General features: G+C 70.3%; 19 protein-coding genes. 4 read left to right on the forward strand and 15 right to left on the reverse strand.

All coding sequences use genetic code 11. The features are described from left to right. Positions 1 to 6 precede the first annotated feature (6 nt). The 5 genes from AB0H49_RS22095 to rpsO all read right to left on the reverse strand — a co-directional run bounded on the left by AB0H49_RS22095 (position 7) and on the right by rpsO (position 6834). Positions 7 to 1383: a hypothetical protein gene (locus AB0H49_RS22095; RefSeq protein WP_357253941.1), complete on the reverse strand. Its 1377-nt coding sequence runs from the start codon at positions 1381 to 1383 to the stop codon at positions 7 to 9. Positions 1384 to 1569: 186 nt separating this feature from the next. After that, positions 1570 to 2319 (reverse strand): tetratricopeptide repeat protein, encoded by a 750-nt coding sequence (locus tag AB0H49_RS22100; RefSeq protein WP_357253942.1) that lies wholly within the window; start codon positions 2317 to 2319, stop codon positions 1570 to 1572. A 59-nt stretch (positions 2320 to 2378) separates the two neighbouring features. Continuing rightward, positions 2379 to 3674: a pitrilysin family protein gene (locus AB0H49_RS22105; RefSeq protein WP_354999852.1), complete on the reverse strand. Its 1296-nt coding sequence runs from the start codon at positions 3672 to 3674 to the stop codon at positions 2379 to 2381. Positions 3675 to 3769: 95 nt separating this feature from the next. Continuing rightward, positions 3770 to 6040 carry a polyribonucleotide nucleotidyltransferase gene (locus tag AB0H49_RS22110; RefSeq protein ID WP_354999473.1) on the reverse strand — a complete coding sequence of 757 codons (2271 nt, stop codon included), beginning with the start codon at positions 6038 to 6040 and terminating at the stop codon, positions 3770 to 3772. Positions 6041 to 6564: 524 nt separating this feature from the next. Then, positions 6565 to 6834 carry a 30S ribosomal protein S15 gene (gene rpsO, locus AB0H49_RS22115; protein WP_067782467.1) on the reverse strand — a complete coding sequence of 90 codons (270 nt, stop codon included), beginning with the start codon at positions 6832 to 6834 and terminating at the stop codon, positions 6565 to 6567. A 162-nt stretch (positions 6835 to 6996) separates the two neighbouring features. Between rpsO and AB0H49_RS22120 the strand changes: the two genes are divergently transcribed. Then, positions 6997 to 7266 (forward strand): nuclear transport factor 2 family protein, encoded by a 270-nt coding sequence (locus tag AB0H49_RS22120; protein WP_357253945.1) that lies wholly within the window; start codon positions 6997 to 6999, stop codon positions 7264 to 7266. A gap of 15 nt (positions 7267 to 7281) precedes the next feature. Here AB0H49_RS22120 and AB0H49_RS22125 read toward each other — a convergent pair whose 3' ends face one another. Further along, positions 7282 to 8274, reverse strand: coding sequence for a bifunctional riboflavin kinase/FAD synthetase (locus tag AB0H49_RS22125; RefSeq protein WP_354999471.1), 993 nt, complete (start codon positions 8272 to 8274; stop codon positions 7282 to 7284). A gap of 454 nt (positions 8275 to 8728) precedes the next feature. Between AB0H49_RS22125 and AB0H49_RS22130 the strand changes: the two genes are divergently transcribed. Then, positions 8729 to 9499, forward strand: a complete 771-nt coding sequence (locus AB0H49_RS22130; RefSeq protein ID WP_354999470.1) for a metal-dependent transcriptional regulator — start codon at positions 8729 to 8731, stop codon at positions 9497 to 9499. 80 nt (positions 9500 to 9579) lie between these two features. On the opposite strand, the gene AB0H49_RS22135 is transcribed toward AB0H49_RS22130, so the two are convergent. Continuing rightward, positions 9580 to 10383, reverse strand: coding sequence for a hypothetical protein (locus tag AB0H49_RS22135; protein ID WP_357253947.1), 804 nt, complete (start codon positions 10381 to 10383; stop codon positions 9580 to 9582). Positions 10384 to 10817: 434 nt separating this feature from the next. Continuing rightward, positions 10818 to 11924 carry a LuxR C-terminal-related transcriptional regulator gene (locus tag AB0H49_RS22140; protein WP_357253949.1) on the reverse strand — a complete coding sequence of 369 codons (1107 nt, stop codon included), beginning with the start codon at positions 11922 to 11924 and terminating at the stop codon, positions 10818 to 10820. A 162-nt stretch (positions 11925 to 12086) separates the two neighbouring features. Here AB0H49_RS22140 and AB0H49_RS22145 point away from each other — a divergent pair, with 162 nt between their 5' ends. Beyond that, positions 12087 to 13598: an FAD/NAD(P)-binding protein gene (locus tag AB0H49_RS22145; RefSeq protein WP_357253951.1), complete on the forward strand. Its 1512-nt coding sequence runs from the start codon at positions 12087 to 12089 to the stop codon at positions 13596 to 13598. Here the strand turns inward: AB0H49_RS22145 and AB0H49_RS22150 are convergent. The 7 genes from AB0H49_RS22150 to AB0H49_RS22180 all read right to left on the reverse strand — a co-directional run bounded on the left by AB0H49_RS22150 (position 13547) and on the right by AB0H49_RS22180 (position 22318). Next, entirely contained in the window at positions 13547 to 13969 is a 423-nt protein-coding gene (locus AB0H49_RS22150; protein WP_357253953.1) for an EF-hand domain-containing protein, read from the reverse strand. The genes AB0H49_RS22145 and AB0H49_RS22150 overlap by 52 nt on opposite strands. 160 nt (positions 13970 to 14129) lie before the next feature. Further along, complete coding sequence (locus tag AB0H49_RS22155; protein WP_354999465.1) at positions 14130 to 14534, reverse strand: DUF4345 domain-containing protein; 405 nt, start codon at positions 14532 to 14534, stop codon at positions 14130 to 14132. Between the two features lie 173 nt (positions 14535 to 14707). After that, complete coding sequence (truB, locus tag AB0H49_RS22160; RefSeq protein ID WP_357253955.1) at positions 14708 to 15631, reverse strand: tRNA pseudouridine(55) synthase TruB; 924 nt, start codon at positions 15629 to 15631, stop codon at positions 14708 to 14710. Next, positions 15631 to 16299 carry a 4'-phosphopantetheinyl transferase Npt gene (npt, locus tag AB0H49_RS22165; protein WP_357253957.1) on the reverse strand — a complete coding sequence of 223 codons (669 nt, stop codon included), beginning with the start codon at positions 16297 to 16299 and terminating at the stop codon, positions 15631 to 15633. The genes truB and npt overlap by 1 nt, the downstream gene beginning before the upstream one ends. 141 nt (positions 16300 to 16440) lie before the next feature. Further along, entirely contained in the window at positions 16441 to 17397 is a 957-nt protein-coding gene (locus AB0H49_RS22170) for a metallophosphoesterase (RefSeq protein WP_354999462.1), read from the reverse strand. A gap of 256 nt (positions 17398 to 17653) precedes the next feature. Then, positions 17654 to 20629 (reverse strand): hypothetical protein, encoded by a 2976-nt coding sequence (locus AB0H49_RS22175; RefSeq protein WP_357253959.1) that lies wholly within the window; start codon positions 20627 to 20629, stop codon positions 17654 to 17656. A 6-nt stretch (positions 20630 to 20635) separates the two neighbouring features. Continuing rightward, positions 20636 to 22318, reverse strand: coding sequence for an Hsp70 family protein (locus AB0H49_RS22180; protein WP_354999460.1), 1683 nt, complete (start codon positions 22316 to 22318; stop codon positions 20636 to 20638). Between the two features lie 104 nt (positions 22319 to 22422). On the opposite strand from AB0H49_RS22180, the gene AB0H49_RS22185 reads away from it, so the two are divergent. Continuing rightward, positions 22423 to 22905 (forward strand): nucleotide exchange factor GrpE, encoded by a 483-nt coding sequence (locus AB0H49_RS22185; RefSeq protein ID WP_357253962.1) that lies wholly within the window; start codon positions 22423 to 22425, stop codon positions 22903 to 22905. Position 22906: the final 1 nt, after the last annotated feature.

Genomic DNA, 22906 nt, shown 5'->3' on the forward strand with positions numbered 1-22906 from the left:
GTCGGGTCAATCCGACCCGGTGAACGTCTCGGACGCCATCCACAGAAAACTCCACCGGGTCCCCAGCACGGCGAGGGCCAGTAGGGTCAGCAGCACGGTGCAATAGGCCACCGGCCGTCGCCAGTCCCTCGGCCCCGTCAGGAAGACGATCAGCGACTCCGCCAGCAACGTCACCACCACGATGCCGAGTAGCCCCGCGAGTACCGGATAGGCCTCCGGCGCGCGCGCCCACGACCGCAGCACCCCGAGCACGCCGAGCACCACGAATCCGAAGCCGACCACCGCGATGACGGTGAACAGGGCATAGCTGTCCGCGGCGTCGCGGTCGGTCTCGTCGCGGAAGCGGCGCAGCCACCCCGCGAACAGCATCAGATGCGCCAGACTCGCCCCGAGCACCCCGACGATCAGCAGCGCGTAGCCCACGCCCGCCACCACCCGCAACGCCACCGCGCCGAGATCCGCCAGCAGGCTCGCGAAGAACAACACGCACAGGCCGAGCAGCGCTTCGGGGCGGCGCAGCAACCGTTCTCGCAGATAACGCGGCGGCAGCTGCCTACGCAGGTGGCGGAACACCCGGAACCAGGCGACGAGCACGATGACGAACAGCACCGGGGTCACCACTCGCAGTACGCCGGGACCAGCCCACATCGCGAGCGCGGCGACCGCGCACGCGAAGAACCACACCCAGACCGCCAGCCGCAGCAGCGCCCGCCACATGATCTCGGCGAGGAGCCGCCGCGCGGGTGCGTGGTTCGGGCTGGCGCCGAGCAGGCCGCGTAGCGTCGTCACCGCCTTGTCTCGGGTGGAGAAGTCCGCGAACTCCAGCCGGGCGCGCAGTGCGAGCAAGCCGACGTGCGCCGGGTCCTCGGCGAGGCCCCGCTCCACGTGGCGGCGCGCCTCGGCCGAATCCGGCAGGTTTCGATAGCTTTCGGCGGCGTGGGCGAGGACGTCCGCGTTCTGCGGCGCGTAACCACACGCGCTCTCCAACGCCGTGCGAGCCTCGGCACGCATCGCGTCCGTCATCGGCCCACCGACGATGACCCGGGCGAGGACGAGCAGCGCGCCGACGTCGTGCGGCGCGCGCCCCACCCCGGCGCGCGCGTATCGCAACGCCTCGTCTCGCTCGTCTTCGTAGTGGTGAACGAGAGCGGCCGTCAGGTAGGGATCGACCCGGTCCGGATTCGCCGCGATCGCCGCCCGCGCATGGCGCAGCGCCGCCGCGTGATCGTCCAGCCGATACTCGACATCGGCAAGTTCCGCGAGCACCACCGGATCCTCCGGCGCCGCCGCCAGCGCCTCCCCGAGAATTCGCCGCGCCTCCGGCAACCGATCCAGTTCGCGCGCGGCCCGCGCCCGCGTCACCGCCTCCCATGCCGTGCGCATCGACTCCCCCTCCGCAGCATTCGTCGACCGCACGCTACCCGCTCGACTTCAGTACGAGCACGCCGATATCCGAGAAGGCGCCTGCCGCACCACCGCCGCCTCACGAGCTCCGAGCCGCCAATCGGCGATACACACGAGAACCAGCGCCGAGACCAGCACGAGCCACAGTCGATACCAGCCCCACACTCACCAGGGCCAGGCCGCCAATCGAACGACACTCCAGCATGTTCCGAGAAGCAACGTCGAGAACAGGACGAGCCGCGCGACGCCGACACCGCCACGGAGCCGCTGCCGCGGCGGTAGCATCAGCGCCAAGCGGGACTCGAGCTCGAAGGCGATCGCCACTCCGCAGCCGAGCACGACGAGGCGCAGCACACCTGGCCCGGCCCATGCCGAGACCACCGTGACGACGGCCGAGTACACCCATACACACGCGGCCAGACGCAGCAACGCCTGCCACACGAGTTGCTCCAGCAGCACCAGGGCCTCACTCGAACCGGGCCGATCGTCGAGGAGGCCGCGCACGACACGGAAGGCGGTCCGGCGCTGGTGGCGCAGAGTACTCATCCGCGCCTGTGCCAGCAGTAGTCGGGTGTCCTGCGGCGCGAGCGCCAGACCGGCCTCGACCCACGGCCGCGCCATCGGGTAATCGCCAAGGCGCAGGGCGGTTTCCGCGGCGTGGCCGTAGACCCACGGATCGTCGGGTGACCACGCCACCGCAGCCTCGAGCAGGTCCCGCGCCTCGGCGCGGGACAGCCGGTCGGCTCCGCTGTCGGCGATCGCCCGCGCGAGCATCAGCGGGCCGCGCTCGTCGTACGGATCCAGCGTGGCCGCCCGCCTGGCGTGAAAACGAGCCTGATCGTGGTCGCCGATCATTCCGTACAACTCGGCGGCGGTCAGATGAGCGTCCACCCACTCCGGCGCGGCGGCCAGCATCGCGCCCGCGTGGTCCTGGCTCTCGGCCGACCGCGCGACAGCTTACGCGGACGCGGCGGTCAGTGATCGACCAGGCGGCGCACCGCGGCGGGGAGGTCACGGGTGCGGCGGTAGGGTCCGGCGACCGAGGCTCCGAACGGCCGGGCTAGCAGGGTACGGGCGATGGCGGTGACCTCTTCGGTGGTGACCGCGTCGATCCGGGCCAGCGTCTCCGAGACGCTGCGGTGATTGCCGTAGCTCAGTTCGCTGCGCCCGATCCGGTTCATCCGCGACGCCGAATCCTCCAGTCCCAGAACCAATCCGCCGCGCAGCGAGCCCTTGGCCCTGGCGCATTCGGCGTCGGTGATGCCGTGCTCGGCGACCTCCTCGAGCACACCGCGCGCCAAACCGGCCACCTTGCCGAGGTTTTCGGGCTGACAGCCGATGTACACCGAGAACGCGCCGGTGTCGGCGAAGGTGTCCACGCTGGAGTACACCGAGTACGCCAGGCCGCGCTCCTCCCGGATCGCTTGGAACAGACGGGAACTCAGCCCGCCGCCGACGACGGTGTTGAGCACCGACAGCGGCCATCGGCGATCACCCTCGTGGCGGCCGAACGCGCGAACGCCGAACGCGAGGTGCGCCTGTTCGCTGTCGCGGTGGTTCCACTGCAATTCCGGGTCGCCGTGCGGCCGAAACCTGCCCTCCCTGCGCGGCGCCGGTTGCGCCTCCGGATCCAAGCGGCTCTCGAACGCACGGTGCACCAGCTCCACCGTGTGGTCGTGCTCGACATTGCCCGCGACCGCGACGACCATCCGATCCGGCCGGTACCTGCGAACGTGGAAACCCCGCAGCTGACCGGCCTGCATGGCCTCGATGGACTCCACGGAACCGATCACCGGGCGGCCGATCGGATGGTCGCCGAACAGCGCGGTGAGGAAGGCGTCGCCGACCAGGTCTTCGGGGTCGTCGTCGCGCATGGCGATCTCCTCGAGCACCACCTGCCGTTCGACGTCCACGTCCACCGAACGGCACAACCCGTTGAGCACGACGTCGGAGACCATATCGACCGCCAGCGGCAGATCTTCGTCGAGCACGTGCGCGTAGTAGCAGGTCTGCTCCTTGGCGGTGAAAGCGTTCAGCTCACCGCCGACCGCGTCCATGGCCTGCGCGATGTCCAACGCGCTGCGGGTCGGAGTCGCCTTGAACAGCAAGTGCTCGAGGAAATGCGCCGCGCCCGCGACCGTGCGCCCTTCGTCGCGCGAACCGACGCCCACCCAGACGCCGATCGAGGCCGACCGAACACCCGGCACGTGCTCGGTGACCACCCGCAGTCCACCCGGTAGCACCGTGCGCCGCACGCCGGTATCCGCCATCCGCGCCTCGTCCACCCGCCGCTGTAGTGACGAACCCCCCTGCCCGGTCGGGAGCAGGGGGGTTGCCGTCTTCTTCTTCGTCACACCGACAAGTACTACTCGTTTTCGGCGTCGACGGCATCCGTGGCGGCGGACTCCTCGGCGCTCTCGTCGACCGGGATCAGCGAGATCTTGCCGCGGTTGTCGATGTCGGCGATCTCCACGCGCAGCTTGTCACCGACGTTCACCACGTCCTCGACCTTGGCGACCCGCTTGCCGTTGCCCAGCTTCGAGATGTGCACCAGACCGTCGCGACCCGGCAGCAACGAGACGAACGCGCCGAAGGCAGTGGTCTTGACGACCGTGCCGAGGAAGCGCTCGCCGACCTTCGGCAGCTGCGGGTTGGCGATGGCGTTGATCGCGTCGATCGCGGCCTGCGCCGACGGGCCGTCGGTCGCGCCGACGAACACGGTGCCGTCGTCCTCGATGGAGATGTTGGCGCCGGTGTCCTCGGTGATCTGGTTGATGACCTTGCCCTTGGGGCCGATCACCTCGCCGATCTTGTCGACCGGGATCTTGATCGCGGTGACGCGCGGCGCGTACGGGCTCATCTCGTCCGGGGTGGCGATGGCCTCGGCCATCACGTCCAGGATCGTGGTGCGAGCGTCGTGCGCCTGGCTCAGCGCACCGGCGAGCACCTGCGAGGGGATGCCGTCCAGCTTGGTGTCGAGCTGCAGCGCGGTGACGAACTCGCGGGTGCCCGCGACCTTGAAGTCCATGTCGCCGAACGCGTCCTCGGCGCCGAGGATGTCGGTCAGCGCGACGTAGCGGACCTCGTCCTCGCCCTTGTCGTTGGTGACGGTGTCGGAGACCAGACCCATCGCGATACCGGCGACCGGGGCCTTCAGCGGCACACCGGCGTTCAGCAGCGCCAGGGTGGAGGCGCACACCGAGCCCATCGAGGTGGAACCGTTGGAGCCCAACGCCTCCGAGACCTGACGGATCGCGTACGGGAACTCCTCCTGGCTGGGCAGCACGGGGATCAGCGCCCGCTCGGCCAGCGCGCCGTGGCCGATCTCGCGACGCTTCGGCGAACCGACGCGACCGGTCTCACCGGTGGAGAACGGCGGGAAGTTGTAGTGGTGCATGTAGCGCTTGGAGGTCTCCGGGCCGAGCGAGTCGACCTGCTGCGCCATCTTCACCATGTCCAGCGTGGTGACGCCCAGGATCTGGGTCTCACCGCGCTCGAACAGCGCCGAACCGTGCGCGCGCGGCACCACGGCGACCTCCGCGGACAGCGCGCGGATATCGGCGAGGCCACGGCCGTCGATACGGAAACCGTCGGTCAGGATGCGCTGGCGCACCAGCTTCTTGGTGACCGAGCGGAAGGCGGCGCCCAGCTCCTTCTCGCGACCCGCGAAGTCGTCGCCGAGGCGCGAGAGCACGTCGAGCTTGATCTCGTCGATCTTCGCCTCGCGCTCCTGCTTGTCGGCGATGCTCAGCGCCTCGTTCAGCTCGCGCTTGGCGGTGCCCTCCACGGCCTCGAACACGTCGGCCTCGTAGGGCGGGAACAGCGGGAACTCGCCGGTGGGCTTGGCGGCCAGCTCGGCGAGGTCGGCCTGCGCGCGGCACAGGCGGGCGATGAACGGCTTGGCGGCCTCCAGGCCCTCGGCGACGACGGCCTCGGTCGGCGCCTGCGCGCCGCCCTCGATCAGCTCGATGACCTTGTCGGTCGCCTCGGCCTCGACCATCATGATCGCGACGTCACCGGACTCGACGACACGACCCGCGACCACCATGTCGAACACGGCGCTCTCGAGCTGCTCCACGGTCGGGAACGCGACCCACTGGCCCTCGATCAGGGCGACGCGCACGCCGCCGACCGGGCCGGAGAACGGCAGGCCCGCGATCTGGGTGGACGCGGACGCGGCGTTGATCGCCACCACGTCGTACAGGTCCTTCGGGTCCAGGCTCATGACGGTGACCACGACCTGGATCTCGTTCCGCAGGCCGTCGACGAACGACGGACGCAGCGGGCGGTCGATCAGGCGGCAGGTCAGGATCGCGTCGGTGGACGGACGGCCCTCGCGACGGAAGAACGAGCCGGGAATGCGGCCCGCGGCGTACATGCGCTCTTCGACGTCGACCGTCAGCGGGAAGAAGTCGAACTGATCCTTCGGCGACTTGCTCGCGGTGGTCGCCGACAGCAGCATGGTCTCGTCGTCCAGGTAGGCGACGACCGAACCGGCGGCCTGGCGGGCCAGCCGACCGGTTTCGAAACGCACGGTGCGGGTGCCGAAGGAACCGTTGTCGATCAGCGCGACGGATTCGAACACACCCGGCTCGACCTCTACGGCCGAGGACTTGCGTTCAGTTGTTTCGGACATTCTCTTCTCTCAACCTCTCGTCTCGCCGGCTCGAGCGCGCGGTGGCGCGAACCGGCTGTCGTCAGCCGTACCCGGGTACGGACGCGCGGCAACCCTCCTGGCTGCGACGCGCACACCCGGCCGAATCCCCTTGGACGCGGCGACGCGGAGGCGGTCATCGATCGAAGCCCGCCGGCGACGCCGGGAGGCCACTACCGAAGACCGACGCCACGCGGGCGGGTGCATACGGCTGTCCATGTTGTCGTACGACGGGATGCTCTCCACCCCTCATACACAAATAGCCAACGGGGAGATTGTACGTCTCGCCGTTGGCGATGTGACCACCGCCTCTGGTAGGCAGCGTGTCGCCGGGACCCACCGCCTCGCTCGAGGCCGTCGAACCCCGGCTCATCCCCGCGGGCGCGGGGAGCACAGCGCGATCCGGGAGATGGAATCCCGCGGCATTCGCGGTCCGCGCCCCGCGGTCGTTGGACCGCGGGGCGCGGAAGCCGGGAATTACGCCGCGCCGTGGGCGCGGCGGGAGATCACCTGCGCAGACCCAGGCGCTCGATCAGCGAGCGGTAGCGCTCGATGTCGTTGTCCTGCAGGTACTTCGAGAGGCGCTTGCGACGACCGATCAGCGCCATCAGGCCGTGGCGGGTGTGGTGGTCGTGCTTGTGCTTCTTCAGGTGCTCGGTGATGTCGGCGATCCGCTTGGACAGCAGCGCGATCTGCGCCTCCGGCGAACCGGTGTCCTTCTCGTGCAGGCCGTACTCGGCGAGAATCGCCGACTTCTGCTCGGTGGTCAGCGCCACGTGGCATCCACTCCTGTTTCTCAGTTCCGCGTTCGAAGGTTCCGGTTACCCGGGGCGGGCGCCACCGCGGACCGCAGCAAACCCGAGGATCCACCCTACCGGAGCGTCTCGCGCGAACCCAATCGCGGTGCGGGCGCCGGATCGACGTGTTGCAATCGAGCCATGGACCCCGCCGTGCGCGACGTGTTGGACACCCTTGCCCGCGAGGACTACGCGGCGTTACGCCCGCTGCTGCACCCGTATCTGCGGTGGACCGACGGCCCGGACACGATCCGCGGGCGCACCAGGGTCCTCGCGCACATCGCGGCGAATCCGACCAGCGCGCCGCCGGTCTCCTACGAACTGCGCGACGGTCAGATCTACCGCTGGACGGTGCCCACCGAGGAACCCTCCGACACGTCCGACGGCGCTCAGGACACAGCGCTCGACTGAACTCGGGCGACCGACCTAGGACTCGGTGCCCGACGGGGCTTCCGCGTCGACGGCGGTGAGCACCTTGCGCGCGTTCTCGACGTCGCGGCCCATCGCCTCGATCAGGTCGTGCATCGTGTCGAACTTGCGCATGCCGCGCAGGTGCTCGACGAAGTCGACCGCGACGTGCTGGCCGTAGAGGTCGGCCTCGCCGTCGATGACGTACGCCTCGACAGTGCGGGCGCGGCCGGAGAAGGTGGGGTTGGTGCCGACCGAGATGGCGGCCATCGCCCGCTCACCGGGGGTGACCGTGCCGATCGTCGGCCCGGGGCCGAGCACCGTGAACCAGCCCGCGTAGACGCCGTCGGCCGGAATCGCGGCGTGCATGGGCGGGGCGACGTTGGCGGTCGGGAAGCCGAGTTCGCGGCCGCGGCCGTCGCCGTGCACCACCACGCCCTCGACGCGGTGCGGTCGGCCGAGCGCCTCGGCGGCCGCGGCCATGTCGCCCGCGTCGACGCAGGCCCTGATGTAGGTGGAGGAGAACGTCACCGCGTGCTCGGCGAGCAGCTTGACGCCGTCGACCTCGAAACCGAAGCGCTCGCCGAGTTCGCGCATGGTCTCGACCGTGCCCGCCGCCTTCTTGCCGAAGGTGAAGTTGTCACCGACCACGACCTCGGTGACGTGCAGCCGCTCGACCAGCAGGTCGTGCACATAGCGGCCGGGGGTGAGCTTCATGAATTCCTGGGTGAACGGCATCACGCAGAACACGTCGACGCCCAGTTCCTCGACCAGTTCCGCGCGCCGGGTCAAGGTGGTCAGCTGCGCGGGGTGCGAACCAGGCCGCACCACCTCCATGGGGTGCGGGTCGAAGGTCATCAACACCGAGGGGACACCGCGCGCGGCCGCGGACTTCACCGCTCGGCTGATCAACTGCGCGTGACCGCGATGCACTCCGTCGAACACGCCGATCGTGAGCACGCACCGTCCCCAGTCCGCGGGCACCTCGTCGAGACTTCGCCATCTCTGCACGTTCGCAGCCTACGCAAGTCGAGGTCCGAACAGTATTCGGGCGTACCAGATGTCACAGAACGCTTGCCCGCCGTCCACCGGGGCCATGTCCAATTCCCTCGATACTTTCGCGCGCGGCCTGCGATCGAATGGTTCTCGACGCGCCTCCGCCGCGCGCCGTCCATGCGTCTTCGCGCTCGGACACGGTCGCCGCGCGGCGCGAGTCGCGTGGCGGCTTGCGCACGACGCGCTCGTCGACGTAGCCGCCGAGGACGGCTCGAATCGGCCGAGGGCGCATGAACTTCCACTGAATTCTGTCGCGCTCCGCACCGTCGGACGGCATCGACGACCGCGTCCGCGACCTGCGATTCCACGCTCGAAATGGCAGCGGGATGGCCGGTCCGCGACGGGCGGAACACGAGTGGCGAACGAGTTCGCCGCATCCCGGTGTCCGACTGTGTGAATCGCGACGGAAATGCATAAGCTCGGGTATGTGCCCGGTAAACGAGATATCGCCACCCGCCGCGAGCTGACCGACAGCTCCGCGCCGGGCGAGCCGCACGGCAGCACCGCCACGCTGGCGCCGGAGCTGACCTCGGTCGCCCAGGACTACCTGAAGGTCATCTGGACCGCACAGGAGTGGTCGCAGGAGAAGGTCTCGACGAAGCTGCTGGCCGAGCGGATCGGCGTCTCGGCCTCCACCGTTTCCGAAGCCGTGCGCAAACTCGCCGACCAGGGCCTGGTCGAACACGCACGCTACGGATCGATCACCCTCACCGAGCACGGTCGCCGCGCCGCGGTCGCCATGGTGCGCAGGCACCGGCTGATCGAGACGTTCCTGGTCAACGAGCTCGGCTACGGCTGGGACGAGGTGCACGACGAGGCCGAGGTGCTCGAGCACGCGGTCTCCGAACTGCTCATGGCCCGCATCGACGCCAAGCTCGGCTATCCGGACCGCGACCCGCACGGCGACCCCATCCCGTCGGTGGACGGCGCGGTGCCGACACCGCCCGCGCGCCAGCTCAGCGATTTCGAAGCGGGCCAGGCCGGGCGCGTCGCCCGCATCTCCGACTCCGACCCGGACATGCTGCGCTACTTCGACTCCGTCGGCATCGCCTTGGACACCGCCATCGCCGTCGTCGAACGCCGCGATTTCGCGGGCACCATCGCCATCCGCATCGGCGACGGCGACGCCACCACCGACCTCGGTCGCCCCGCCGCGGAAGCCATCTGGCTCACGACCTGAAATCTTGTACGCCTCGCAAGAGGCCAGGCCCTGTAGGCGGCCGTGCCCAGCCGTGGCGCGTGTACTGGTTCGGAGAAGGTTCAGCAGGGCTGGAAGTAGGACTCGAGCCGGGCGGGGACGCCGTCGGCGGCGGCCGTGGACCAGCAGACGTCGTGCGGGAAGGCGACGTAAGTGCGCCAGCCGTCGGCTGTGCGGTGGAGGATGCGCTGGCTGTCGCCGGGGACGTCCCAGACGATCACCGCCCAGGTGCCGTCACATTCGCTGACCGTCGCCCCGTCGGCGGTCAGGTCGCCCACGTCGTCCAGCTCGTCGACGATGGTCTCGGCGGCGCAGGCGGCGGGGGCCGGATCGTTGAAGCGCAGCTGACCGGTCACGACCTGACCGGCCGCCGTGACGAACAACGAGTGCATGCCCTCGGGCACCGGATCGGTGCCGGGCGGTGGATCCATCCGGAACCGGAAGCAGCCGACCGGAACCACGAACATCGCGCGCCCTTCGGCATCGGTGACCGCGTCCCAGCCCGCGATCTCGGTGGCGCCCAACGGAATATCGAGCTGGGCCATATCGCACGGCCGCATCTGACGCACGCTGACCGGAACGTCGGGCACCGCGACGCCGCCGAGCGTTACCGTCTCGATGATCGCGGTGCCGAGCACCGGTGAGGTGGGCGGTCGCGGTGCGGGAGCGGGCGCCGGCGGCGCGGGTCGGGGTTGCGGTGCTTTGGTAGCGGCGGGCGCCTCGGCGATCTCGGGTGTGCGATCGACGGTCGTCGCGCCCATGGTGACGCTCGCCCGCGGACGCTCCGCTTCGTCGGCCTCCCCACCGCATCCCACAACGAGCGCGCAGACCGCGCACACCACCCCGACGATTCCCACCGCACGCATCGCCAAGCCTCCGAGTCGAGCCACTTTACCCGGGTATCGACCGGGAGGAAAGCGCGTTAACGCAGGTCAACAGGGCTGTACGGGGTGTTGTGCCTACGTGTTCCACCCGTAACCAGACCGTGCTCGTGCGGGGCACGTTTGCCGACGCGGGATCAACACCGCGTCGAGCAGACAGACGATATTGGCAGCCCCGCCAATGATGTCGAGCGGGCACTGCCCACCGCGCTGGCGGCCAGGCGATGGCGCAGCGGCGCGCGTCGACGCCGCGGGCAGGGCCGCTAGGCCCTGTCTCGAAGTCCGGCCGGATGCATCCGTGGCTCAGATCGCCGCGCGAGGCGGAGGAGGAGCCGATACCGGAGTGGTATCGGTGGCGACGACAACGCGGCCAGGCGGCGATCTGAGCCGCGGCGCCGGATGGGACTTCGAGACAGTGCCTAGCTCGCCGCGTCGAGGACGCGCACGGTGGTGGGGGCGGCGAGGGGTTCACGGTGTTCGGTGAAGAGTTTGGCGACCAGTTCGCCGCGGCTGGTGACGCCGGCTTTGTCGAAGATCGACTTGAGGTGGTCGCGCACGGTGTGCGGGGAGAGGAAGAGGCGGGCGGCGATGTCGGCGGTCGGCAGGCCGCGGGCGACGAGTTCGGTCACCTCCAGTTCCCTCGGCGTGAGCTCGTAGGCGGCGGCGATCAATTCGGCCACCTCGGCGGGTTTCGCGGGTTCGATGACGAGAGCCGTTGTGCCGGTGCGGCCTTCGGCGTCGCGCAGGCAGGTCGCGTGGCATACCAGCCAGCGCCCTGCGGTCGTGCGGACCCGGATCCGCGAGGCCGCGCCGGTGAGCCGGGCGCGGCCCGCCGTGTTCAGAATCCAGACCGGCAGCGGTAGATCGATGCCCAGCGGCGTCGGCGCGGCGGGACCGGGCGGCATCTCGGCTAGCAGGTCGCGGGCCTCGTCGTTGAGCGACAGCAGTTCGCCGCCCGCGCCGAACAGCAGCAGGCCGGGGGCAGTGGCGGCGGACGGTGGCGTCACCGCTGGAAGCCCGAAGGCTCGCAGCCGCTGCGCCATCGGCGTGCAGAGCGCCTGGACCAGGGTGATATCCGCGGCGCGGAACGGCGGCCGTCCGCGCTCACGGAACAGGCTCAGCTGTCCCCACGGCTGGCCGTCCGCCCGGAACACCGCGCGCAGTTCGTCGTCGAACCCGCGCGGACGCATGAAACCGCGGTACAGCGGGCTCAGTGTCGGCCGGTCGCCCGTCACTTCCCGCAGCCCGGCGACCGGGACCTTCGCCACCGCCAGATCCCGGAACAGATTCACGTGTTCGGCGAAAAGCTCCGATTCCCAATAGGTTCCGCAACCGCCCTCGTGCAGGTTCTCCACCCGGACGGGAGCCGTGGTGAGGCCGTTGACCGGATCGGTCGCCACCCACACCGCGGCGTCGAACGGCGTGATCCGCCGCAGGCGAGCCGAGGTGTCGGCGAACAGCGCGTGCGCGTCGGGCGCGGCGGTGATGCTCGCGAGCAGTGCGTCGAGGGCGGGCGTACCGGTCATGGGTGCCATCGTCCGCTGTCCGTCGCGTGTCCGCCATCCCGCAGATGAGGGGGTGCGCGTCCATCGAAATTCCGGCACCGCGAACCCCTCGATCGCGGGATGTTCCGCACCGCCGATTCCCGCGACGCTGGGCTTTCCCGATCACGAAATCGAAGGAGCCCCATGCACATCGGAATCATCGGAGCGGGCGCGGCCGCCGTCGCGCTGCTCGACGCGCTCGCCGCGGCCGACGACGAACCCAGTGGCGTCACCGTGTTCGACGGCGCGCCCGTGCCGTGGCGGGGTCGTCCGTATCAGCCGGATCTCGACGCGGTTCGAGTGAACGCGCCTCCGCCGATCATGTCGGTGCGGGCGGGCGATCCGGGGCACTACCAGCGCTGGCTGGAGGGACGCGATGTAGCGGGCTACCTCGACGAAGGGCTGGGTCAGCCGCTCGTTCCCCGGGCGGTCTACGGCGAGTACCTCGAGGACACCGCGCGCGCGGCGATCGCACGACTGAGCCGGGCGGGCTGCCCGGTTCGAGTCGTGCGCTCGGCCGTCACCGGATTCTCCCGTGACGAACGCCCGGTGCTGCACACCGCGAGCGGCGAGCGAGTCTCGGTGGACCGTGCTGTCCTGGCGGTCGGCGGCGGAGGTCCGCGCGACCACTACGGGCTCACCGGCGCACCCGGTTACGTGAACGAGCCCTATCCGCTCGCCCGCACCCTGGCCGAACTCCCCGCGGACCGGCACGTCGCCGTGATCGGCAGCGGACTGACCGCGGTGGATATCGCCGTCGCGCTGGCCGCCAACGGTCACACCGGTCCGATCAGCTTGCTCTCGCGCAGCGGTCGGCTCCCGTTCGTCCAGCAGCGCCCGGCCCGGCTGGATCCGGTGCACCTGATACCCGCAGCGGTGCGCGAGCATGCTGCGCACGGCGAACTCCGCTTCGCCCAGCTGGTTTCGCTCATGCGGGCCGAACTCGCCGCGCTGGGACAGGATTTCGACACGCTAGCCGCCGAGATCACCGACGACGAGGATTCGGTCCTTCGGCTGCGCCGCCAGCTGGAGGGCGTCGACGCACCGCACCTCGGGCGACGCCTGCTCGCCATGGTCATCCGCACAGTTGGCCCGACCGCTTGGCCGCTGCTTGCGGAGCGTGATCGAGAGATGCTGCGCTCCGCACATTTCCGCACGATCAACAGCCTGAGCTCCCCGATGGTCCCGCACAACGCGCGTATCGTGCTGCGGCTGCTGGATTCCGGTCAACTGCGGTTGTGCGCGGGTGTCACCAAGATCGAGGCGCGCTCCGGGGGCGGTTTCACCGTGCACGACGGGCGGAGCTGGACCGCGGACACCGTGTTCAACGCGGTCAACCCGCCCGCCTACACGACGCCCACGGAAACCCAATCGCTGATCAGCGCGTTGCTCGCGGCGGGCGCGGCCGAAACGCATCCGGCGGGCGGTCTGCGCGCCGAACCCGGTTCCCGTCGGCTACTGGTCTGCGGCACACCGGATCCGAGCTGGCACGTACTCGGCAATCTCGCGGCCGACTCGATGTTCATCGCCACGAACCCACCGGGGCTGGCGGCCGAGGCGTCGGGACTGGCCCGGGCGCTGCTCGGTGGTCGATCGATCCCGGCTCAGCGGGCGAGTTCGTCCAGCAGGGCGCGGAATTCGGCCGGGGAGAGATAGCCGTCCGCGTCTCGGTCGGCGGCGGCGAGCAGGTCGGCCGCGGGGAGGTCGACGAGGCCCGCGCCGACGTGGCGGATGAGGGATTCGAGTTCCTCGACCGAGATCCGCCCGTCGCCGTTGGTGTCGAACACGCGGAAGGCGGCGTCCGCGTCGGTCACCTCGAGGCGTCCTGTCACCAGTGCCGCGTCGAATTCGGCCTTGGAGACCAGGAAGTCGCCGTTGGTATCGGCCGCGGCGACCAGGCGCTCGATCGCGTCGGCGTCGACTTCCAGCCCGAGCGCGCGGATTCCGTCGGTGATGTCCTGGACGGAGACGAGTCCGTCACCGTCGCGGTCCCACAGCTCGAACGTGTCGACCGATTGTTCACTCATGCCACTGCCTTCCCACGGCCGCCGGCGATTTCGGACGGCGAACCCACGACCACTGTACGGTTCCGTTGTCGGCGTGGGCGTACCTCCGCATCCGCTCCGGCCGTCCGTGGTCTGTCGACGGACTCCGTCCGGCAGCGCCTGCCGTGTTCGGTATTCGCCGCTAGGGAACGGCGACCCGCTCGGCCGCCACCCGCTTCTCATCGGCATCCGCCAGCCAGAAATACACCGGAGGGAAGGCGAATTCGATGACGGTCAGCACGATCTGGAACCAGTGCGGCCACCCGTACACGGCGACGGACAACACCCGCCCGACCGCGCCGAGCAGGAAGATACCCGCCAGCCACCGCACCGCCAGCGCCGGAATCGGCGTGCGGCGCGCGGTCCAGATCCACGCCACGCCGTACCCGACGAAAATGGCGCCGAAGAAGCGACTCTGGCTGTCGGCGGTGACACCGGAGGAACCCATGTCGGGCACCGAGTCGATGCCGAGCGCCAGGTGGAGGAAGCCGATCGCGACGCACGCTACGCCCATCGTCATCGCCAGGATCTTCAGCAGCTTCGCCATGGCTTCCCTTTCACAGGACATAACCCGTTGCCGCACAACGGTCTTGACCTGGAAGATCGCGGCGATGTGCGTCTACTACAAGTGATAGTAGAGTCAGGGTAGACCTGCGTCAACATCCGGAAACCGGCCGAGCCGCGCGGCCTGTCCGATGACCGTCGGCGGCCGGAGTGCCGTCAGTCCACGAGTCCGCGCGGGCGGATGACGAAGACCGGCGAGGAGCGCTTGCCCTTCTCCTCGAGCAGCGCGATGGCGGTGCCGTCGGCGGTCAGCGCGGCGTGCACGCCCGCGATGCCGATCGGATCCAACCACCGTCCGTCGCGCAGGGATTCGGCTTCGCGGTCATCGATCGTGCGGTGCGGGAACGCGATGCGGACCGCCTCGTCGATGCCGAGGTTCAGCGTGGGATCCTCGGCGAGCCGATCCAGCGTTCGCGCGTGTTCCAGGGTGAAGGGGCCGACCCTGGTGCGGCGCAAAGCGGTCAGGTGACCGCCGACGCCCAGCGCGGCGCCGAGGTCGCGGGCCAGCGCACGCACGTAGGTGCCGGAGGAGCACTCCACCACGACGTCCAGATCGACGAAGCCGTCCGAAACATCGCGCCGGGCAAGCACATCGAAGCGTGACACGGTCACCGGACGGGCGGTGAGGCGCACTTCCTCACCCGCGCGGTGGCGGGCGTAGGCGCGTTCGCCGTTCACCTTGATGGCGCTGACGGTGGCGGGCACCTGCTCGATGTCACCGGTCAGTTCCGCGATTCCCGTGGCGATGTCGGCGTCGGTGAGGTGCAGCGCGGAGACGGTCGCCAGGGTCTCGCCCTCGGCATCGTCGGTGGTGGTGGACTGGCCGAGCCGGATGGTGGCGGTGTAGGCCTTCGTGGTGAGCGTCAGCAGGCCGAGCAGCTTGGTGGCCCGTTCGACGCCGAGCACCAGCACCCCGGTCGCCATCGGGTCGAGCGTGCCCGCGTGCCCGACCTTCTTGGTACGCAACAACTTCCGGCACTTGGCCACCACGTCGTGGCTGGTCCAGCCCCCGTCCTTGTCGACGATCAACAGGCCGCCGAGCACGTCGGGGCGCTGTGCCTGGGTGGTCGGCTCGGTCATCAGCCGTGCGCGATCGCGGTCAGGATCAGCCCGTCGGCGATCAGCCAGCGTCCGTCGAACGAGGTGAGCGGCAGCCCGCCGTCGTTGGGCTGGCCCGGCACCAGCAGCTGGCTGCGGAAAGTGCCCGAACCGGTGCCGTCGGCGTTCTCCTCGACGGTGAAGGTGATGTGCGCCTCCTCGAAACCGAGCCAGCGGGTGGTCAGCGGGAACCACGCCTTGTAGGTGGCCTCCTTGGCGCAGAACAGCAGCCGATCCAGGTGCAGGCGAGAATCGATGTCGCGCAACCACTCCCGCTCGGCGGGCAGACTCACCGAGTCGAGCACGCCGTCCGGCAGCGCGCCGTGCGGTTCGGCGTCGATGCCGATCGAGCGGAAGCGCATCTTGTGCGCCAGCGCCGCGGCGCGGTAGCCGTCGCAGTGCGTGAGGCTGCCCGTGATGCCGCGCGGGAACATCGGCATGCCCCGCTCGCCCTTGCCGATCGCGACCGGCGGCTCACCGAGTTCCTCCAAGCACAGCCGCGCGCAGTGGCGGGCGCCGATGAAATCGCGACGCCGCTTCTCCACCGACTGCGCGATGAGATGCTCTTCGGCCGGATGCGGCTTCAGATCCTCCGGATACGCCAACAGCTCGGCCGAGGCCACGCCATTGGGCAGAATGTTCTCGATCATCGGCTCCGAGCCTAGTCGAGGCGAACCTCCGCATGCGCTGCGGTCGTTCGCGGGCCGACGAAGGACTTCATCCGGCTGTCCGGTCGGGCGCACCTCCGCATGCGCGACGAACTCGGTCCGACAGCGCCTGTCAGGGCCGGATCAGACGCCGCGCCTGCGCTGGGCGCGGCTGCGCATCTCGGCCGCGGCCGCCTCCATCTCGGGGGTGACCTTGAAATGACCGCCCCACTTGTTCAGCGTGCCCGGTGGATACTCCGGGGCAGGCAGGATCTGGCGCAGCAGCTTGTCGGGCAGGCCGCGGCGCTGCCATTCGCGCGGGTAGCCGAGCGAGACCTCTTCGAAGCGGACGCCGTCGTAGTAGGAGGTGCGCGGAATGTGCAGGTGCCCGTACACCGAACACACCACGTTGTAGCTGGTGTGCCAGTCGGCGGTCAGGTCGGTGCCGCACCACAGCGCGAACTCGGGATAGAACAGGACGTCGGTGGGCTGGCGGACCAGCGGGAAGTGGTTGATCAGCACCAGCGGCGTCTCCGGCGGGAGCGCGTCCAGCTTGCGCTTGGTGACCTGCACCCGGGCGTGACACCAGGCGTCCCTGGTCAGATACGGCTCCGAGGAGAGCAGGAACTCGTCGGTGGCGACCACGTTGCGCTCGCGGGCGATGGCCAGGCCCTCGGCCTTGGTCTTCGCGCCCTCGGGGAGGAACGAGTAGTCGTAGAGCAGGAACATCGGGGCCAGCGTCACCGCGCCGCCATGTGCCTCGGCGCCGGCCCCGCGCCACACCGGGAACGGATCCTCGGGTGTGACGACGTCCAGGTCGCGGCAGATCGACACCAGGTACTCGTAGCGGGCGACGCCGTGCATCTGCACGGGATCCTTCGCCGTGGTCCACAGCTCGTGGTTGCCGGGCACCCAGATCACCTTGGCGAAGCGCTGGCGCAGCAGTTCCAGCGCCCAGCGGATGTCCTCGGTCTTCTCCCCCACGTCACCGGCGACGATCAGCCAGTCCTCCGGCGAGTCCGGCTGGATCTGCTCCACGATCGGCCGATTCCCCTGATGCCCGACGTGTACGTCGCTCACCGCCATCAACTTGGGTATCACCACACCCACCTTGTCACATCCGAGTGGACCAGCCGCCGCCCGCCTCCGCCAACACGATTCATCCCCGATCGGAACGCGGTGAACGCGGGCGGCATTCCGCAGTGGCCCGAGGCTCGGCGCGGTGATCAGTGGATCCGAACGCCCGGCGCGAAGCCCGCCGCCGCGGTCAATCTGCCGTTGGGTTCGCGGCGGCACGACGCTACGGCGAGTGACACGGACGCGGTAGACCCGGGCGGAACCCGGACGCCGCCGTCGACTACACGTGCGTCCAGTGGATCCGAGCGCTCGGCGCGAAACCCGCCGCCACGGTCAATTTGCCATTGGGCTCGCGGCGGCACGACGCCACGGCGATGTGGCAGGGGCGCGGCAGGTCCGGCGGAACCCGGACGCCTCCGTCGAGCTCGTATCGCATGTTGGTGACCTTCCACGCGCGTGCTTCCGGCTCGTCCGGTGCGAGGGGCGGACGGTCGGGACGCGCCACCACCATCACTTCGGTGATCCCCGTCGGCCACACGAAGGTCAACAGACCCGCACGCTCGGCAAGATCGGTGACCACCGGGATGCCGCTCGGCATGGGATCGTCCGGCACCACTGGCGCGGTGGGCTCGATGCCGGAGCCGGTCGCGGCCCCCGCCTCGAACTCGGCAGACTCACCGGACCCCGCCGACCGCGCGACCGGGCTGGACTGAGCCGAATCCGGCGACCACCCCTGCTCGGCAGTCGAACCGGACCAAGGAACTCCGCTGGAGTCGGCTGTCTCGCCCGACTCGATCGCCGAGCCGGGCAGACCGTCGGCATCCTGCCGAACCGAAGGTTCCTGTGTCGGAGTGCCGGACCGATCGACAACCTCGTGCGGCATCGCCTGCGAATGCCCGCCGGTCGAGTCGGGCCGCCTCATCGGGGCGGGATCACCGGCAGCACCGGCGTCGGCTGCTCCATCGGGCCCGTTTACCGGCGCGGACTGGCTCGTGCTGGCCGGTTGGAGCACCGAGCTCGGCGGCACCGGCGCGGAAGCGGCTGGGGCGGCCGAATCAGACCGGTCCAGCGACTCGGGCTGGGCCGCGTGTTCGCCGTCGGCACGCGCGCCCGGCACCATCGTCGCGCTGGGCTCAGCCGTCGAACCCACGTCGGCAGCCCGACCGTGCCCATCCACCGGCGCGGGCTGACTCGGGGCCGAGCCGGTTCGCTCCAGCAACTCCGGTTGGGCCGAGTTTTCGCCGTCGGCACGCCCGCCCGGCACCATAGTCGTGCCAGGAGGAACCGCGGGAGTGGCCTGGTCGTGGCTGCCCACCGGAGCGGACTGGCTCGCGGAGGCCGGTTGGACGACCGAACCCGGTGGCATGCCGGAACCGGCTGCGTCGGCCGACCCGGAGCGGTCTACCGAGGCGTGCCCCGACACCGGAAGTGGTTGCGCGGCTCGGCCGTGCGTGTCCGTCGAGGCGGTCGGCAACGACCGCGGATCGGGACCGGCGTCCGAACGTGTGGCTTCGGAGTAACTCCCCGATATAGCGGCGGCGACGGCGTACACCGGCACTTCGCCGGGCGGAGCGCCTCCGTCTTCGAGTTCGGTGCCTCCGGTGCGGCCGACCACGCGCCAGGAGCCGTCCGGCTGGAGGCGGGTGACGCGGTAGGCCACGTCGTCGGCCGGAGCGGGCGTCCAGACCACCTGCACGGAGCCGTTCGCCATGCGGGTGGCCGTCACGCGGCCGGGGGCGGGCACGGGGGTGGCGGCCAGCGCCTCGCTCGCGCCCGGGTGGTCGACGCAGGCGGCTTGGGCGGCGCGCAGGGTGCGGGAGCGTTCGGCGGACGGCCCCGCGGCCGCGGCCGCGACCAAGCGGTCGGCCTCGGCGACGGCCCGTTCCGCCTCGGCGAGCAGTTCGTCCAGGCCAGCGGCCGATCCGGTGGGCGGCGGCACGTCGGCGGCGACGCGTCGCAGCTGCCGAAGGTGTTCGAGCGCCTCCACGTAGCGTGTCGCCGCGCGGGCCGCGAGGGCGACCCGCCAGAGCCGGGCCGCGTCGGCGAGCACCCGTTCGACGTCGTCGGACACCGAGCGGATCGGTGTGGTGCCCTCGTTGTGCGGATCGAGGCCCCTGGCCTCGGCGATGTGGCGCGCGGCCTCCTGCGGACGACCGCTTCGCAACGCCGCCCGCGCGGCCTTGAGCGGCTCCTCCCACTGCCGCCGCGGCGGAGCGGGCGCGACGGGTGCCGCCGCTCGGCCCGTGCTCGACGCGGAAGGCGCGGGCGTCGGCCGCGCGGAACCGACTGCGCGCGAACCCAATTCGACGGCCAGGTCTTCGAGCAGTCGTCCCGCGGCGTGCGGGTCCATGCCGAGCGCGATCGCCTCGTCGAGCAGGAACTCGTAGTCCTCCCCCACCAACTCGTCCTCGACCAGCACGGCGGCCCGCACCTTGGGCCGCAGCTCCGCGGTGACGTCCTCGACGATCGAGGCGACGTACTCGGCCACCTCGGGGCCACCGGGCTCCAGCAGGTCCTGCACGTGCACGAGCAGTTCGTCGAGCACCACGCGCATCCGTCCGGGCGGCAGCTCGCGGGACCGGGCGCGCAACGCGTCGGCGCGCAGCCGGATCTCGCCGGTGTGCGTGGCGCGGCTCGGATCCAGCCCGAGCAGCCCGAGCAACGTCGGCGCGGGCGGACCGTCCACCAGGCGCCCCCATTCGGCGAGCAGCCCGCGAATCTGTTGACGCCGTTGGTCGGTGAGTGTGCTGGCGGACGCGGTGGGCCGCGGCGCGTCCTGGATGATCCGGTGACGGCGCAAACGGGTGGCGACCTCGGCGGCGGACAGCCCGCCCATCGCCCCGATCTCCTCCAGCCCTGGCACCTTCGCGGCGGGCACCCCGCCGTGGCGCTGCACCAGCCGGGAGATCGCGGTGTCCAGCATCTCGTAGCGTTCGGCGTCGCGCTGTTCGCGCTCCTGCCGGATCCGGATCGCTTCGGCCCGCCGCGTCGACGCGTCGAGCAGCAGATAGGACAGGTGGTCGTGGCTTTCCACCAGCAATCCGACGAGCACGCGGTACTTCGGATGGTCGCGCTGCCGCTGCCAGAAGCCCCACACCTCGCTCACCCGAGCGGAAACCTCCGCGTCGCTGAGGGTCTCGGCCTCGTCGAGCGGAATGTCGTAGAGCTCGAACGGGTCCGACTGGTCGATGCCGCCGCGGCGCTCGACCGCGGCGAGCACCCGCTTGCGGTAATCGTTGGGGTCGAAAGCGTGCATGGCGGCTCAGCTGTCGCGACGCCGGGAACGCTGCACCTGGTCGAGCTCGCGCGCGACATCGGCCTGGGACAGGGTTGCTCCGGTCTGCGCCGACAACGTCAGCGGCATGTCGGCGTCGACGTGGTGCGCTGTCACGTGCAGCACGCCGTCGAAGCCCATCTCGAAGGTGACGCGCACCTCGCTGCCCGCGGGGTAGCCCGGGGGAATGCCGCGAATCCGGCCCTCCACAAGCACTTTGGTGTCCTCGGGACGCATCGAGGCGGCCTGTCCCTGCTGTTCCACGATGGTCAGCTCGATCTGATCCTGGTCCTCGCGCACCGTGCCGAACGACCGACGCACCCGAACCGGCAGCGTCTGGTTGCGGTGCACCAGCCAGGCGGCCGCCAACCCGTAGTGCGAATCCAGTGCGAGCACACCGAATCCGCGCGAGACCACCGTGTCGACCTGGATCTCCAGCATCCGCCGCACCAGGCTCACCGGCTGGCCGAACGACTCCGCGACCCGCGCGACCGACTGCTCGAGATCCGCGGGCGCCGCCTCGTTCAGACCGGAGCCGTCGCGCAGCCGACCGCGGGTGACGAGATCGGCGACGATCAACCGCTCCATCTCGAGCTTCTCGCCGTAGAGCGCCGCGCCGCGCGCCACCGACAGATCCGGGTCGCGCAACTCGCCGATCAGGCCGAGTTCCTTCTCCAGCTCACGGGCGACCATCGGCATCCGGGAGGAGCCGCCGACCAGCAGCAGCCGGTCGACCGACGCCACGCCGCGCTTGCCCGCCGCGGCCAGACAATCCCTGGTGAGATCGAGCGTGCGGCGCATCAGCGAGGCCGTCATCGACTCGAGTTCGTCCCTGGTCAGCGTGATGACGGCGCGGGCGCCGTCGTGCGCGACGACGACCTCCGTGCTCTCCTGGACACTGAGCTCGCGCTTGGCACGCTCGGCCGCCAGCACCAGCGTCTGCGAACCCGCCGAATCGTCCAGTGGGTCTTCGGCATCGGGATTGGCCGCGCAGAACCGCTGAGACAGATACAGGGCGATCCGCTCGTCCCAGTCGGCGCCGCCGAGCTGGTGATCGCCTTCCACGGCGAGCACGGAGATGCGGCGATCGGCCAGCTCGATGACGGTGGCGTCGAAGGTGCCGCCGCCGAGGTCGTAGACGAGCACGGTCTCGCGCGCACCGGTTTTGCCGATGTCGACGCCGCCGTCGAGCCTGCCGAAACCGTAGGAGAACGCCGCGGCGATCGGCTCGGACAGCACGCCCGCGACATCGAAGCCCGCGTAGGTTCCCGCCTGAATGGTGGCGCGCCGCTCCTCGTCGCCGAAGTACGCGGGCACCGTGATCACGGCCCGGCGCACCGGCTCGCCGCCGCCGAATTCCGCGTCGGCGGCGAGACTCTTGAGGATCAGCGCGGAAACGGCGGGCGCGGACCAGGTCTCGCCGTGCGCGGCGAAACGCCACTCCGCGTCGCCCATTCGACGCTTCACCAGCGAGCACACGTGCTCGGGATCCAGCCGGGCCTGCCGCCGGGCGCCCTCGCCCACCAGATGATCGAACGCGGACGCGAACAGCACGACGGACGGAACCGTCGGTTCCCCGTTCATGCCGATCATTACTTCGGGCCGACCGTCGGCGTCGATCCGCGCGATCGCCGAGTTCGTTGTGCCCAGGTCGATGCCGTAGACCCCCATGGCAGGCGATGGTATCAGCCACCGCCGACAGTGGCGCAGCGACCGATGGGCGAATCCGGCTGACGCCCAGAACAATCGACTCGCGTCCGGGCTATGGTGCGAGCATGACGGAACCAGTCGCGGAATCGCTCGCCCAACTCGTCGAACGCGTCGAGGACCTGTCCCGGGTCGTCGCGCGCCAGGCCGCCACCATCGAGCGCCTCGCCGACGAAGCGAAGGCCCGCGCCCGCCAGGACCGCGCTGGCGCCGATCTTCCGCTGGTCGTCGAGCTGTTCGCCCTGCACAACGACACCGCCGCCTGCGCGGCGACCGCCGAATCGCCCAGGGAGCGGGCGGCGTTCGAGGTCATCGGCGCACGCGTCGAACGGCTGCTCACCGGTCGCGGGGCGGCGATCGTCACGCCGCGTCCCGACGACCCCTTCGACTCGCTCACGATGGAGGCCGCCGACGTCACCGCCACCACCGACCCGGACGCCGACCGCACCGTCGACGGGCTCGTGCACCCCGGGCTCACCGTGGCGGGCCGGTCGGTCCGTCCCGCGGGTGTCGTCGTCCGCCGCTATCGCGCGGTCGAAGAGTCCGCGTGAG

Origin of the sequence: Nocardia sp. NPDC050713 (assembly GCF_040654315.1) — a bacterium.
Lineage (GTDB): Bacteria > Actinomycetota > Actinomycetes > Mycobacteriales > Mycobacteriaceae > Nocardia.

Bases quoted from the DNA above. Each gene is read 5' to 3' on its own strand.
- AB0H49_RS22175 (WP_357253959.1), bottom strand. From the start codon at position 20,629: ATGCACGCTTTCGACCCCAACGATTACCGCAAGCGGGTGCTCGCCGCG.
- AB0H49_RS22185 (WP_357253962.1), top strand. From the start codon at position 22,423: ATGACGGAACCAGTCGCGGAATCGCTCGCCCAACTCGTCGAACGCGTC.
- AB0H49_RS22110 (WP_354999473.1), bottom strand. From the start codon at position 6,040: ATGTCCGAAACAACTGAACGCAAGTCCTCGGCCGTAGAGGTCGAGCCG.
- npt (WP_357253957.1), bottom strand. From the start codon at position 16,299: ATGATCGAGAACATTCTGCCCAATGGCGTGGCCTCGGCCGAGCTGTTG.
- AB0H49_RS22120 (WP_357253945.1), top strand. From the start codon at position 6,997: ATGGACCCCGCCGTGCGCGACGTGTTGGACACCCTTGCCCGCGAGGAC.
- AB0H49_RS22140 (WP_357253949.1), bottom strand. From the start codon at position 11,924: ATGACCGGTACGCCCGCCCTCGACGCACTGCTCGCGAGCATCACCGCC.
- AB0H49_RS22130 (WP_354999470.1), top strand. From the start codon at position 8,729: ATGCATAAGCTCGGGTATGTGCCCGGTAAACGAGATATCGCCACCCGC.
- AB0H49_RS22180 (WP_354999460.1), bottom strand. From the start codon at position 22,318: ATGGGGGTCTACGGCATCGACCTGGGCACAACGAACTCGGCGATCGCG.
- AB0H49_RS22135 (WP_357253947.1), bottom strand. From the start codon at position 10,383: ATGCGTGCGGTGGGAATCGTCGGGGTGGTGTGCGCGGTCTGCGCGCTC.
- truB (WP_357253955.1), bottom strand. From the start codon at position 15,631: ATGACCGAGCCGACCACCCAGGCACAGCGCCCCGACGTGCTCGGCGGC.
- AB0H49_RS22095 (WP_357253941.1), bottom strand. From the start codon at position 1,383: ATGCGCACGGCATGGGAGGCGGTGACGCGGGCGCGGGCCGCGCGCGAA.
- AB0H49_RS22155 (WP_354999465.1), bottom strand. From the start codon at position 14,534: ATGGCGAAGCTGCTGAAGATCCTGGCGATGACGATGGGCGTAGCGTGC.
- AB0H49_RS22105 (WP_354999852.1), bottom strand. From the start codon at position 3,674: ATGGCGGATACCGGCGTGCGGCGCACGGTGCTACCGGGTGGACTGCGG.
- AB0H49_RS22150 (WP_357253953.1), bottom strand. From the start codon at position 13,969: ATGAGTGAACAATCGGTCGACACGTTCGAGCTGTGGGACCGCGACGGT.
- AB0H49_RS22100 (WP_357253942.1), bottom strand. From the start codon at position 2,319: ATGCTGGCCGCCGCGCCGGAGTGGGTGGACGCTCATCTGACCGCCGCC.
- AB0H49_RS22145 (WP_357253951.1), top strand. From the start codon at position 12,087: ATGCACATCGGAATCATCGGAGCGGGCGCGGCCGCCGTCGCGCTGCTC.